The sequence below is a fragment of the Acidovorax sp. sif0632 genome (genome assembly GCF_019218805.1).
Taxonomy (GTDB): Bacteria; Pseudomonadota; Gammaproteobacteria; order Burkholderiales; family Burkholderiaceae_C; genus Acidovorax; species Acidovorax facilis.
Genome location: NZ_JAHUWW010000009.1, coordinates 25,215 through 38,218 on the forward strand (window position 1 = coordinate 25,215; position 13,004 = coordinate 38,218).

Here is a 13,004-nt window from a genome sequence, read left to right on the forward strand (position 1 = left end):
CGCATGACAGAGCCGAGGAGACAAACCCGTGACGAGTGCAGCCGCAACGAACTTCGCACCGCTGGTGGACAGCCACGCCCGTGGCGCCACCGACGTTCCCCTGATCGAGCAGACCATCGGCGCCTTTTTTGCCGATATGGTGGCCCGCCAGCCCGACCGCGAGGCGCTGGTCAGCGTGCACCAGGGCCGCCGCACCACCTACGCCCAGCTGCAGACCGAAGCCCACCGCCTGGCGAGCGCGCTGCTGGGCATGGGGCTCACCCCCGGCGACCGCGTGGGCATCTGGTCGCACAACAACGCCGAATGGGTGCTGATGCAGCTGGCCACCGCGCAGGTGGGCCTGGTGCTGGTCAACATCAACCCGGCCTACCGCACGTCCGAGGTGGAATACGCGCTCAACAAGGTGGGCTGCAAGCTGCTGGTGACCATGGCCCGCTTCAAGACCAGCGACTACCTGGGCATGCTGCGCGAGCTGGCGCCCGAGTGGCAGCACCAGCAGCCCGGCCAGCTGGGCTCCGTGAAGCTGCCCCACCTGAACACCGTGGTGTGGATCGACGATGCGGGGCAGGGTGCCGATGAGCCCGGCCTGCTGCGTTTTACCGACCTGCTGGCACGCGGCAACGCAGCCGACCCGCGCCTGGCGCAAATCGCAACCACGTTGAAAGCCACCGACCCCATCAACATCCAGTTCACCAGCGGAACCACCGGCTTCCCCAAGGGCGCCACGCTCACGCACCGCAACATCCTGAACAACGGTTTCTTCATTGGCGAGTGCATGAAGCTCACGCCCGAAGACCGCCTGTGCATCCCCGTGCCGCTGTACCACTGCTTCGGCATGGTGCTGGGCAACCTGGCCTGCCTGACGCACGGTGCCACCATCGTGTACCCCAACGACGGGTTTGACCCGCTGACCGTGCTGCAGACGGTACAGGACGAGCGCTGCACCGGCCTGCACGGCGTGCCCACCATGTTCATCGCCGAGCTGGACCACCCGCGTTTTGCCGAGTTCAACCTCAGCACCCTGCGCACCGGCATCATGGCCGGCTCGCCCTGCCCCACCGAGGTGATGAAGCGCGTGGTGGAGCAGATGAACCTGCGCGAGATCACCATTGCCTACGGCATGACCGAGACCAGCCCCGTGAGCTGCCAGAGCAGCACCGACACGCCGCTGGACAAGCGCGTCTCCACCGTGGGCCAGGTGCAGCCGCACCTGGAGATCAAGATCGTGGACCCCGACAGTGGGGCGGTGGTGCCCATCGGCCAGCGGGGTGAGTTCTGCACCAAAGGCTATTCCGTCATGCACGGCTACTGGGGCGACCCGGCCAAGACCCGCGAGGCGATTGACGAAGGCGGCTGGATGCACACCGGTGACCTCGCCACCATGGACGCCGAGGGCTACGTGAACATCGTTGGCCGCATCAAGGACATGGTGATCCGTGGCGGCGAGAACATCTACCCGCGCGAGATTGAAGAGTTTTTGTATCGCCACCCGCAGGTGCAGGACGTGCAGGTGGTGGGCGTGCCCGACCAGAAATACGGCGAGGAACTCTGCGCCTGGATCATTGCCAAGCCCGGCACCCAGCCCACCGAGGACGACATCCGCGCCTTCTGCAAGGGCCAGATCGCGCACTACAAGGTGCCGCGCTACATCCGCTTTGTCACCAGCTTTCCGATGACGGTGACGGGCAAGATCCAGAAGTTCAAGATCCGCGACGAGATGAAGGATCTGCTGGGCCTGGAAGAACAAAAGACTGCTTGAAGAGCCACACCGTATGACCATTCTCGACACCCAACTCAACGCCCGCTCGGCGGACTTTCTGGCCAACGCCGCCGCCATGCGAACACTGGTGGATGACCTGCGCGCCCAGCTCGACAAGGTCGCTCAGGGCGGCGGCGAAGCGGCCCGCGCCAAGCACACCGCGCGCGGCAAGCTGCTGCCGCGCGAACGCGTGCAGATGCTGCTGGACCCGGGCACGCCGTTCCTCGAACTCGCGCCGCTGGCCGCGCTGAACATGTACAACAACGATGCGCCCAGCGCGGGGCTCATCGCGGGCATTGGCCGCGTGAGTGGTGTGGACTGCATGATCGTGTGCAACGACGCTACGGTGAAGGGCGGCACCTACTACCCCCTCACCGTCAAGAAGCACCTGCGTGCACAAGAGGTGGCCCAGCAGAACCACCTGCCCTGCATCTACCTGGTGGACTCGGGCGGCGCCAACCTGCCCAACCAGGACGAGGTTTTTCCTGATCGCGACCACTTCGGCCGCATCTTCTTCAACCAGGCCAACATGAGCGCCATGGGCATTTCGCAGATCGCGGTGGTCATGGGATCGTGCACGGCGGGCGGCGCCTACGTGCCGGCCATGAGTGACGAGTCCATCATCGTCAAGAACCAGGGAACCATCTTTTTGGGTGGCCCGCCATTGGTGAAGGCTGCGACGGGCGAGGTCGTCACGGCCGAAGACCTGGGCGGCGGCGACGTGCACACGCGCCTGTCGGGCGTGGCCGACCACCTGGCGCAGAACGACATGCACGCGCTGCAACTGGCACGCAATGCAGTGCGCAATTTGAATAAAAACAAGCCGCAGGCGTCCGCCGATCATGCACTGGTAGCTCCTAAATTCGCAGCAGACGAGCTGTACGGCGTGATCCCCGTGGACACGCGCAAGCCCTTCGATGTGCGCGAGATCATTGCCCGCATCGTGGACGGCAGCGAGTTCGATGAGTTCAAGGCGCGTTACGGCACCACGCTGGTCACGGGCTTTGCGCGCATTGAAGGGATGATGGTCGGCATCGTCGCCAACAACGGCATCCTGTTCAGCGAGTCGGCGCTCAAGGGCGCGCACTTCATCGAGCTGTGCTGCCAGCGCAAGATCCCGCTGGTGTTCCTGCAGAACATCACCGGCTTCATGGTCGGCCGCAAGTACGAGAACGAAGGCATTGCGCGCAACGGTGCCAAGATGGTCACGGCCGTGGCCACGGCCAGCGTGCCCAAGTTCACCATCATCATCGGCGGCAGCTTTGGCGCGGGCAACTACGGGATGTGCGGCCGGGCTTACAGCCCCCGCTTCCTGTGGATGTGGCCCAACGCGCGCATCAGCGTGATGGGCGGCGACCAGGCTGCGGGCGTGCTGGCCACCGTCAAGCGCGATGGCATCGAGGCCAAGGGCGGCCAGTGGAGCATGGAGGAAGAAGAAGCCTTCAAGGCCCCCATCCGCCGCCAGTACGAAGACCAGGGCCACCCCTACTACGCCACCGCGCGCCTGTGGGACGACGGCGTGATCGACCCCGCCGACACACGCCGCGTGCTGGCGCTGGGCCTGGCGGCCACGCGCAATGCGCCGATCGAAGACACCAAGTTCGGCCTGTTCCGCATGTAACCCGACAGGGAGCCGTCATGGACGCTGTTGCCCACTTCACCCAGTTCGCGCGCTACAACGTGTGGGCCACGGCGCGCCTGCTTGATGCAGTGCGGGCGCTGCCGGAAGAGGACTACCGTCGCGATGTGGGCCTGTTCTTCAAAAGCATCCACGGCACGCTCAACCACCTGCTGGTGGGCGAACACCATCTTTGGTTCGTGCGCTTTGCCGACGGCATTTCGCCCAAGGTGGCGCTGGACGCCGAGTTGGAATCTGACCGTGTGCGGCTGGATGCCCGGCTGCGCGAAGGCGCGGCCCGCTGGGCACCGCTGATAGCCTCGTTCAAGCCGGACCGCTGGAGCGGCACGCTCGACTACACCACCATGCGCGGCACAGCGGCATCGCTGCCGTTTGCGGCCACGCTGGCGCACGTGTTCAACCACGGCACCCACCACCGGGGCCAGATCACCGCAGCATTGACCGCCCTGGGCCAGCCCAGCCCCGAGCTGGACCTTGTCTACTTCCTGCAAAACCCGTCCACGCCATGAGCCAGAACCTGTCCATCACCCAAACCGGCGCCGTGGCGCGCATCACGCTCACGCAGCCCGAAATCCGCAACGCCTTCAGCGATGAGGTCATCGCCGAGATCACCGCCGCCTTTCTGGAAGTCGGAGGGCGTGCCGATGTGCGCGCCGTGGTGCTGGCTGCGGAAGGCCCGGCCTTCTGCGCCGGTGCCAACCTCAACTGGATGCGCCGCATGGCCGACTACACGCGCGACGAGAACATCGCCGACGCGGGAAAGTTGGCCGAGATGCTGCGGGTGATCTACGAGTGCCCCAAGCCCACGGTGGCACGTGTGCAGGGCGATGTATATGCAGGCGGCATGGGCCTGGTGGCCGCGTGCGACATGGCCGTGGCCGTGGACACGGCAGGCTTTTGCCTCAGCGAAGTGAAGCTGGGGCTCATCCCCGCCACCATCAGCCCATATGTGATCCGTGCCATGGGCGCACGCGCTGCGCACCGCTACTTCCTCACGGCCGAGCGTTTTGGCGCGGCCGAAGCCTTGCGCATTGGCTTTGTGCACGAGGTCGTGGCCGCTGACCAGCTCGACGCCAAGGTGGACGAACTGCTCAAGGCCCTGACCAGCGCCAGCCCCAACGCTGTGCGCGTGTGCAAGAAGCTGGTGATGGATGTGGCAGAGCGGGAGATCAACGCGGGCCTCATCGCCGCCACGGTGCAGGGCATTGCCGATATCCGTGCCAGCGACGAGGGCAAGGAAGGCGTGCAGTCGTTCTTGAACAAGCGCAAGCCCAACTGGCTGAGCTGATCGCTACTTAACGGCCATGGACACCCTCTGGTTCAACATCGTGCAGTGGCTCCACACGCTGGGGCTGCATGTGGATGGCGGCACCGCGCGCGCTGTGGGCGACGCGGCAGCCACAGCAACGGCGAAGCTCGACATGCCCAGCCTGCTGGCGCTGGCCGCAGCGCTGGGCTGGGCCAGCGGCTTTCGGTTGTATGCCGTGGTGTTCCTGGTCGGCATGATGGGCGTGCTGGGCTGGATGCCCCTGCCGCCCGGCCTGGCGATGCTGCAGCACCCGCTGGTGCTGATGGTCAGCGGCTTCATGCTGATGGTGGAGTTTTTTGCTGACAAGGTGCCCTGGGTGGACAGCGCCTGGGATGCTGTGCACGCCTTCATTCGCGTGCCTGCGGGCGCCGCCTTGGCCTATGGCGTGTTTGGCGCCGACAACGCCACCATGGCCGTGGTGGCTGGGCTGCTGGGGGGCTCGCTTTCGGCCACGTCGATGGCCACCAAGATGACCACGCGCGCGGCGGTGAACACCTCGCCCGAGCCGTTTTCCAACTGGGGACTGTCGTTCTTGGAAGACGGCCTGGTCGTGGCCGTGGTGTGGCTGGCCACACAGCACCCGGTGGCGTTTGGTGTTGCGTTGGTCGTGATGGTGGTGGTGTCCGTACTGCTGCTGGTGGTGCTGTTCAAGTTTCTGCGCGCCGTGGTGCGGCGCTTGTCTTCATTCTTTTCTGGTTCTGCCAAGGTGGCTTAAAAATGTTCAACAAGATACTCATCGCAAATCGAGGCGAGATCGCTTGCCGTGTGGCCGCCACCGCCAAGCGCCTGGGCGTGAAAACCGTTGCCGTGTATTCCGATGCCGACGCTAACGCCAAACATGTCGCCGTGTGCGACGAGGCCGTGCACATCGGCGGCAGCGCGCCCAAGGACAGCTACCTGCGCTGGGAGCGCATCATCGAGGCCGCCAAGGCCACGGGCGCGCAGGCCATCCACCCTGGCTACGGTTTTCTGAGCGAGAACGAAGACTTCGCCAAGGCCTGTGCCGACGCGGGCCTGGTTTTCATTGGCCCCCCCGCCAGCGCCATCAATGCCATGGGGCTGAAGGCCGAGTCCAAGCGCCTCATGGAGCAGGCACAGGTGCCCCTGGTTCCCGGCTACCACGGTGCTGACCAGGACCCGGCGCTGCTGCAACGCGAGGCGGACCGTATTGGCTATCCCGTGCTCATCAAGGCCAGCGCCGGCGGCGGCGGCAAAGGCATGCGCGCCGTGGACAAGGCCGAGGACTTTGCGGCGGCGCTCGACTCCTGCAAGCGCGAGGCCATCAACAGCTTTGGTGACGACGCGGTGCTGGTCGAAAAGTACGTGCAGCGCCCGCGCCACATTGAGATCCAGGTGTTTGGCGATACGCACGGCAACTGCGTGTACTTGTTCGAGCGCGATTGCTCCGTGCAGCGCCGCCACCAGAAGGTGCTGGAAGAAGCGCCTGCGCCGGGCATGACGCCGGAGCTGCGCGCCCGCATGGGCGAGGCCGCTGTGGCCGCCGCTAAGGCTGTGAACTACGTGGGCGCGGGCACGGTGGAGTTCATCGTCGAGCAGCCCGGCGGCTACGACGCCCCCGAGCAGATGAAGTTCTACTTCATGGAGATGAACACCCGCCTGCAGGTGGAGCACCCTGTGACCGAGGCGATCACCGGCCTCGACCTGGTGGAGTGGCAGCTGCGTGTAGCGTCGGGCGAGCCCTTGCCGCTCCAGCAGCAAGACCTGCGCATCACAGGCCACGCCATCGAGGCCCGCATCTGTGCCGAGAACCCGGACAACAACTTCCTGCCCGCGACCGGTGCGCTCAATGTGTATGCGCTGCCCGATTGCGTGACGTTTGAAAGAGGCGCGGTGCGCGTGGATTCCGGCGTGCGACAGGGCGATGCGATCAGCCCGTTCTACGACTCCATGGTGGCCAAGCTCATCGTGCACGGCGACACGCGCGAACAGGCGTTGGCGCGGCTGGACGAGGCGCTGGCCCAGACCCACATCGTGGGCCTGGCAACCAACGTGCAGTTTTTGCGCCGCGTGGCACGCACCGATGCGTTTGCCCGCGCCAAGCTGGACACGGCGCTGATCCCGCGTGAGCAGGCTGTGTTGTTCCACCAGGAACCCGTGGGCTTGCCCCTGGCCGCTGCGGCGGCCGTGGCGCAGGCCTTGCTGAATGAGCGCACGAGCGAGGGCGTGGACCCGTTCAGCCGCCGCGACGGCTTTCACACGCATGGCGTGGTGCAGCGCCGGTTTGAATTTGAATTTGGCGGTGAACACGCCAAGGCGCTGCTGACTTACGAGCGCGGTGGCGGCTTGCACTTGAAGGTGGGCGAGGGCGACGCTGCCGTGTCCGGTTCGTTGGTCTTTGGCGCAGCGCCCCAGGGCGCCATCGAGTTGCAGTTCGCCGGCCAGCGCACGCGCGCTGCAGTGTACGCGCAGGGCGAGGTGGACCATGTGTTCACCCCGCTGGGCGCCACGCAGATCACCGCCATCGACCTGCTGGCCCACGCGGGCGAGGCAGCGGCTGAAGGCGGGCGCCTCACAGCCCCCATGCCCGGCAAGGTGGTGTCGTTTGCCGTGAAGGCGGGCGACAAGGTTGCCAAGGGGCAGCCGCTGGCGGTGATGGAGGCCATGAAGATGGAGCACACCATCGCCGCCCCAGCCGACGGCGTGGTGCAGGAGCTGCTTTACGCGCCAGGCGACCAGGTGACCGAGGGGGCAGAGCTGCTCAAGCTGGTAGCCGCCGACAAGGCCTGAGCCAAGTAGTGTCCCGAGTCGTCTGCAGGTGACAGCGCAGGGGGCCCAATGCGGCTACGCTTGGGCCCCATGAAAATCACCTTTTGCTGTACCGATGCCAAGCCCGAGCCCTGGCTCCAGGGCTTTTCCGCCGCGCTGCCCGGCGTTGAGATTTCTGTTTGGCAGCCCGGCGCCCCGCAGGCCGACTACGCCGTGGTCTGGGCACCACCCCAGCAGTTCATGGACGAACAGCCTGGCCTCAAGGCGCTCTTCAATATCGGCGCAGGGGTGGATGCCCTGCTCAAGCTGCGCCTGCCGCCCCAGGCCTTGGTGGTGCGGCTGGATGATGCGGGCATGGCGGTGCAGATGGCCGAGTACGTGTGCCACGCGGTCATCCGCCACTTCCGCGAGTTTGATGGCTATGAGGCCGACACCCAGGCGGGCCGCTGGGGCTACCGCAAGCCACGCCTGCGCAGCGACTATCCCATCGGTGTGATGGGCCTGGGCGTGCTGGGCGAGCGGGTTGCCAAGGCGCTGGCGCAGTTTGACTTTCCCATCAACGGCTGGAGCCGCAGCCCCAAGGCCATCGACGGCGTGCGCGGCTTTGCGGGCGCAGATCAATTCAATGACTTTCTGGCCGCGAGCCGCGTGCTGGTCAACCTGCTGCCCCTCACGCCTGATACGGCCAACGTGATCAACAAGGACACGCTGGGCCGCCTGTTGCCCGGCTGCTATGTGATCAATGTGGCGCGCGGCGCGCACCTGGTGGACGAAGACCTGGTGGCCGCCATCGACAGCGGCCATGTGGCTGGAGCCACGCTCGATGTGTTCCGCACCGAGCCGTTGCCCGCAGGCCATGCGTTCTGGACGCACCCACGCATCACCGTCACGCCCCACACTTCGGCGCGCACGCTGCGCGACGAGAGCATTGCCCAGATCGCACGCAAGATGGTGGCGCTGGAGCACGGCGAGGCGGTGGCGGGCATCGTGAACCCTGCCCGAGGCTACTGAAGCCGCCGGTCCACGCGCTCGCCAGCGTGGAGAATGGCGGGCATGAGCACCTCCACGTTCCGTCGTTTCTTTGGTCTTTTGGGCTGGATCCTCCTGGTGCCCAGCGCCTTGACCGCGCTGGGTGCGGCGTGGTTATTGGCCTCTGGCATGAACATGCTGGGCGACACGCACACCGCCAAGGGCCGGGTGGTGGCGCATGAAGAAATCATGACAGGCCCATCCCACCGCCGGGGGCTTGCCAAGAAAAGCATTGTGGAGTTTGTGGCGGGCGATGGGCGAACCTACAGTTTCACGGATTCGGTCGCACGCCAGCAGCAGGCCATCCACAAGGTGGGTGAGACGGTTTCGGTGCGCTACTCCGCCAAGGACCCGGCGCAGGCGGAAATCCGCAGTTCCACCACCGTGAAGATCGTGATCGGTGCAGTGATGCTGCTCTCCAGCGCCATCGGTATGGCAGTGGGCTGGCTGTTGCTGCGCTTGCGCCCCAGGTCTGTCGCATAGCCCTCTGTGCGCGGGCACAGAGGGTGTGCCTTTTCAATCCACTGTCACGCCGGCATCGCGCACCAGCTTGCCCAGTCGCTGCGCGTCGGCCTTGATGAGCGCCCCAAAGTCTGCCGCTGAGCCCCCCACCACGGGCGTGCCAATGGCTTCCCATTTGGTGCGGAAAGCGGGTTCCTTGAAGATCGCATTCACCGTGGCATTGAGCTTGTCGACGGTGGCTTGCGGGGTGCCAGCTCGCACCGCAATGCCATGCCAGCCGGTGATCTGGTAGCCCGCAATGCCGGCCTCCGCCATGGTGGGCACATTGGGCAGCACCTTGGCGCGTTCGCTGGATGTGACGGCCAGCGGAATGAGTTTGCCCGCCTGGATGTGGGGCAGGGAGCTACCGACGATGTCGAACATCACGTTCACCTGTCCGCCGATCAGGTCGTTGAGCGCGGGGCCAGCGCCACGGTAGGGGATGTGCCCCATCTTCACGCCCGCCGTGGTGTTGAACAGCTCGCCCGCCAAGTGCTGCGGTGTGCCGTTGCCGGCAGACGCGTAGCTCAGCACCGGCTTTCCGGCCTTGGCCATGGCCAGGAACTCGGCCAGTGTCTTGACGCCCAGCGAGGGGTGCACTTCAAGCACCAGCGGGAAGGCGGAGAGCTGGATCACCGGTGCCAGATCAGACAAGGGGTTGAAAGGCATGCTGGCGTACAGCGAGGAGTTGACCGCCATGGGGCCGCTGGCGGCCAGCAGCAACGTGTGGCCGTCGGCCGGGGCCTGCTTGGCCACCTCGGCGCTGCCGGTGTTGCCACCGGCGCCGCCCTTGTTGTCCACCACCACAGATACACCCAGGCGGCTTTGCAGCTCGGGCTGCAGCATGCGGGCCATCAGGTCGGTGGGTCCACCGGGCGGGTAGGGCACCACAAAGCGGATGGTCTTGCTGGGGAAGGCGGTGGCGGGCGTCTGCGCCGCTGCGTGACCTGCGATGCCCAGGGCCAGGGGCACGGCAAGGGCTGCTTGCAGCACGGTGCGCCGGGCGGTGCTAGGCGTGGACGAGTAAAGGTGGCGGTGGTGCATGTCTGTCTCCTGTGGGGTTGGATAAAGCCCGTCTGCCGCGGGTTGATGTCAATGGATGGGGGGCGCGATGGAGCGGTGCCGCTCAGCCTGCGCCAAAGCGCTGCCGGATGTCGGCGGCGGTGGCCAGCGGGCGGCCCAGCGCGGCGGCCGCTTCGACGGCCTGGCGCACCAGCGCGGTGTTGTCGGGGGCCACGCTGCCGTCCTTGCACAGCAGGTTGTTTTCAAACCCCACGCGGGCGTGGCCGCCAAACACGGCAGCGGCGGCCACGCAGGCGTTTTCTGCGGCACCGAAGGCGCACACCGCCCAGGGCTCGTTGCCGTCATGGGCGTTCAGAAAAGGCAACAGGTCGCGCGGGCTGGAGGTCTGGCCCGCGCTGTAGCGGCCCAGCACAAACAGCAGGAACCAGGGTGCATCGGGCACCACGCCACTGGCGCGCAGCGCCTGCCAGCGGCACAGGTCGGCCACGTCATACAGGATGACCTGCACCATGGTGCGGCGCTGGGCCAGGCCGGTGAAGAAGCGCTGCAGCCCGGCCTCGCCAATCTCGGGCTTGTCGATTTCGCGCAGGCCGATGGACACGGCCTCGGGTTGCAGGGCTTCGACCATGGCGATCTGCGCCGGGGCCTGGTAGACGCCTGCGGCTTCGCTGGTGATCTGGATCACCATGGCATCGCCCACGGCCTGGCGCACCACGCGCTGGGCCTCGCGGTAGCCCTCCACGTCCAGGCTGTGGCGGCCTTGTGCGTCGCGGATGTGCATGTGCAGCATGGCCGCGCCTGCATCCAGGCAGGCTTTGGCCGTAGTGGCCAGCGTGGTGGGGGTGATGGGCACGGCGGGGTGGTCGGCGGGCTGTTTGTACGCGCCGTTGGGGGCCACGGTCACGATCAGTGGGTCAGCCCACTGGCTGGCAATGGTGGGTGATGCGGGCGATGCACTCATGCGCGGGCTCCAGTGGTCATTGGGGTGTCCGTCGGTGACGTGTCGGCGGGGGGCTCGATGGTGGGCAACTCGCTGGCCAGCAGCGCCAGGCCCTGACGCAGCAGCGTGTCGTAGCGCGCGCATTCGGCCTGCTTGCGGTCTTCGGGCCAGTCAAAAAAGCCCTTGCCCGTCTTCATGCCGAGCTGGCCCTGTGCCACCTTGTCGCGCAGGGCCAGGGCGGGTATGTCGGTGTTCGAGAGCGTGGGGTACATGGTGGCTGCGGCGGTGGTGTGCACCTCAATGCCCGCGTGGTCGCGCTGCAGCACAGGCCCGGCCGCCAGAAAGCGGAAGCCGAAGCCAAAGCGCACGGCGGCGTCCACGTCTTCGGGCGAGGCAATGCCTTCGTCGATGAGTGCAAACGCCTCGCGCGAGAGCGCATGCTGCATGCGGTTGGCCAGAAAGCCCGGCTTGTCTTTCTTGACCAGCACCGGCACGCTGCCGCAGCCGCGCATGAAGGCGTGCAGCCAGGTGCCCAGCGCCGGGTCGCTGCGCTCGCCCAGCACCACCTCCACCAGCGGCACCAGGTGGGCGGGCATGAAAAAGTGCAGCCCTAGCATGCGCTGCGCCGTGGCCAGCCCCTGGGCGATGGCACTGATGGGAAAGCCCGAGCTGTTGCTGGCCAGCACGGCGTTGGGGGGCGCTACGGTTTCCAGCTCGGCAAACAGCTTTTGCTTGGCCGCCAGTTGCTCGGTGATGCATTCGACCACCAGCACCACGCCGCTCCAGTCCACATCCTGCAGGCTGGCGCACACCTGCACCGGGCCGGCGTGGGTGGCCTGTCCGGCAGCGGCCAGCTCCTGCGCAATGTGCGGCAGCAAGTGGTCGCGGCGGGCGGCGTGGGGGTCCACCACCGTGACCTGCGCGCCGCCACGGGCCAGGACCACGGCCACATCGGCCCCCATGGTGCCTCCGCCTACCACCACGGTGCGCGCGCTGCGCGGCGAACTGTTCTCCATCGTGTCTCCTTGTTGCTCTCAATCTGTTCAAGCGGTGTGCTTGCGTTGAATTCAGTCTAGGGGCCACACATTGCGCGGTCCAGACGTCTTTTTCGATAGACTGATCGGTTATGAAGATCAATTGGTCCGCCCGCGAGGTGGATGTATTTCTCTCCCTGGCCGAGACGCTGAGCTTTCGGCGCACGGCCTTGCAGATGCACCTTTCGCAGTCGGCGGTGTCGGGCACGGTGGCGCGGCTGGAGGAGATGCTGGATGTGCGCCTGTTCGAGCGCACCACGCGCACCGTGCAGCTCACGCTGGCGGGCGAGGTGTTTGCCGAGCAGGCGCGGTTTCTGCGCCACCAGATGGAGGAGACTGTGCGCCGCGTGCAGGAGGTGGCGCAGCTGCAGGTGGGCCGCATTGCGCTGGCGGCGCTGCCGTCGTTGGCAGCCGGGGCCGTGCCGCGCGCGTTTGCCCGCTTTGCTGCGCAGCATCCGGGTGTGCAGCTGGAGCTGTTTGACAGCCTGGCCGGCCCGGCCTTTGACATGGTGCGCGCCGGGCGCGTGGACTTTGCACTCACCGCTGCCAACCCCGCCTATGCCGACCTGGACTACACCCCGCTGGTGTCCGACCGCTTTGTGCTGCTGATGGGGCGCACGCACCCGCTGGCCCGAGGGCGCAGCGCCATTGCCTGGGCGGATGTGGCCGGGCTGCCGCACATCTCCATGCCCGCAGGTACCAGCGTGCGGCAGTATGCGGAAGAAGCCTTGCTGACCCACCGCATCCGTTTTGCGCCGCGCTATGAGGTGGAACACCTAGCCACCATCGCGGCCATGGTGGCGGCGGGGCTGGGTGTGAGCGCGCTGCCCGAACTGGCCGCCCAGGTGGTGCGCAGGCCCGAGGTGGTCACGCGAGCGCTCAAGGCGCCCGTGCTGCACCGGCCCATCGGGCTGATCACGCTGCGCGGGCGGCCGCTGTCGCTGGCGGCGCAGGCCATGGTGGCCCTGCTGCGGCAAGAGGTGGCGGGTGATGGCACCCGTACGGACTGATGGCGCGTCCGGCGAATGGTCTGGCACGATATG

General features: G+C 66.6%; 12 protein-coding genes. 9 read left to right on the plus strand and 3 right to left on the minus strand.

The genetic code is table 11. The features are described 5' to 3' along the window. Positions 1-28 precede the first annotated feature (28 nt). The 8 genes from KW832_RS23080 (at position 29) to KW832_RS23115 (ending at position 8,946) form a co-directional block, all read left to right on the plus strand. Positions 29-1,759 (plus strand): AMP-binding protein, encoded by a 1,731-nt coding sequence (locus KW832_RS23080; protein WP_218301617.1) that lies wholly within the window; start codon positions 29-31, stop codon positions 1,757-1,759. Positions 1,760-1,772: 13 nt separating this feature from the next. After that, on the plus strand, positions 1,773-3,380 hold the full coding sequence (locus KW832_RS23085) for a carboxyl transferase domain-containing protein (RefSeq protein ID WP_218301618.1): 1,608 nt from the start codon (positions 1,773-1,775) through the stop codon (positions 3,378-3,380). A 17-nt stretch (positions 3,381-3,397) separates the two neighbouring features. After that, the gene (locus KW832_RS23090; RefSeq protein WP_218301619.1) at positions 3,398-3,907 is read left to right on the plus strand and encodes a DinB family protein; all 510 of its coding nucleotides are present in this window, start codon (positions 3,398-3,400) and stop codon (positions 3,905-3,907) included. Beyond that, positions 3,904-4,686: an enoyl-CoA hydratase/isomerase family protein gene (locus KW832_RS23095; protein ID WP_218301620.1), complete on the plus strand. Its 783-nt coding sequence runs from the start codon at positions 3,904-3,906 to the stop codon at positions 4,684-4,686. Before KW832_RS23090 ends, KW832_RS23095 begins: the two co-directional genes overlap by 4 nt. A gap of 16 nt (positions 4,687-4,702) precedes the next feature. After that, the gene (locus KW832_RS23100; RefSeq protein ID WP_218301621.1) at positions 4,703-5,422 is read left to right on the plus strand and encodes a DUF4126 domain-containing protein; all 720 of its coding nucleotides are present in this window, start codon (positions 4,703-4,705) and stop codon (positions 5,420-5,422) included. A gap of 2 nt (positions 5,423-5,424) precedes the next feature. After that, a complete protein-coding gene (locus KW832_RS23105; RefSeq protein ID WP_146869719.1) occupies positions 5,425-7,455 on the plus strand; it encodes an acetyl/propionyl/methylcrotonyl-CoA carboxylase subunit alpha in 2,031 nt (676 codons plus the stop codon). A gap of 69 nt (positions 7,456-7,524) precedes the next feature. Further along, complete coding sequence (locus KW832_RS23110; protein WP_218301622.1) at positions 7,525-8,445, plus strand: glyoxylate/hydroxypyruvate reductase A; 921 nt, start codon at positions 7,525-7,527, stop codon at positions 8,443-8,445. A 42-nt stretch (positions 8,446-8,487) separates the two neighbouring features. Beyond that, complete coding sequence (locus tag KW832_RS23115) at positions 8,488-8,946, plus strand: DUF3592 domain-containing protein (RefSeq protein WP_218301623.1); 459 nt, start codon at positions 8,488-8,490, stop codon at positions 8,944-8,946. A gap of 33 nt (positions 8,947-8,979) precedes the next feature. Here the strand turns inward: KW832_RS23115 and KW832_RS23120 are convergent, their stop codons facing one another. The 3 genes from KW832_RS23120 to KW832_RS23130 all read right to left on the minus strand — a co-directional run bounded on the left by KW832_RS23120 (position 8,980) and on the right by KW832_RS23130 (position 11,943). Continuing rightward, complete coding sequence (locus tag KW832_RS23120) at positions 8,980-10,008, minus strand: tripartite tricarboxylate transporter substrate binding protein (RefSeq protein WP_218301624.1); 1,029 nt, start codon at positions 10,006-10,008, stop codon at positions 8,980-8,982. An 82-nt stretch (positions 10,009-10,090) separates the two neighbouring features. Further along, a complete protein-coding gene (locus KW832_RS23125) occupies positions 10,091-10,948 on the minus strand; it encodes a 3-keto-5-aminohexanoate cleavage protein (protein WP_218301625.1) in 858 nt (285 codons plus the stop codon). Then, positions 10,945-11,943: a 3-hydroxyacyl-CoA dehydrogenase family protein gene (locus tag KW832_RS23130; RefSeq protein WP_218301626.1), complete on the minus strand. Its 999-nt coding sequence runs from the start codon at positions 11,941-11,943 to the stop codon at positions 10,945-10,947. The genes KW832_RS23125 and KW832_RS23130 overlap by 4 nt, the downstream gene beginning before the upstream one ends. Before the next feature lie 110 nt (positions 11,944-12,053). On the opposite strand from KW832_RS23130, the gene KW832_RS23135 reads away from it, so the two are divergent. After that, complete coding sequence (locus KW832_RS23135; RefSeq protein ID WP_218301627.1) at positions 12,054-12,971, plus strand: LysR family transcriptional regulator; 918 nt, start codon at positions 12,054-12,056, stop codon at positions 12,969-12,971. Positions 12,972-13,004: the final 33 nt, after the last annotated feature.